We start from the raw sequence: 313 nt of genomic DNA, 5'->3' as shown, positions 1-313 counted from the left end.
CGTTGCTCCTTGTTTAACTGTGCGAGAATCAGCAATTTTAGCAAGGGGATAATTTTTAGAACTGGTAAATCTAACTAAGGCTAAATCTAATTTTCCCACAATTTGAGCTTTGTTTTCCATTTGGTATTTTTGCCCATCATAGGTGATAATCTCATAAAGACCATATCCCGCTTTTTTAACCACATGATTGGCTGTCAGCACAGTGTAGGTATTACCATTTTTGGCAATAATTACTCCTGAACCTTTACCATCTAGTCCTCCAATCATGACGGTGATTGGTTTAGCGATATCATTAACCTCTACAGCAGTTAAA

At 37.1% G+C, this 313-nt stretch carries 1 protein-coding gene; it reads right to left on the bottom strand.

The window, feature by feature from the left end; genetic code table 11:
* A partial coding sequence (locus ACIR131C_RS27435; RefSeq protein WP_035371757.1) for a trypsin-like peptidase domain-containing protein occupies nucleotides 1–313 on the bottom strand: 313 nt, incomplete at both ends.

This window comes from Dolichospermum circinale AWQC131C (assembly GCF_000426905.1).
Lineage (GTDB): Bacteria > Cyanobacteriota > Cyanobacteriia > Cyanobacteriales > Nostocaceae > Dolichospermum > Dolichospermum circinale.
Note: the sequence above shows the minus strand (reverse complement) of the source record. Positions and strands in the feature narration are given on the sequence as shown.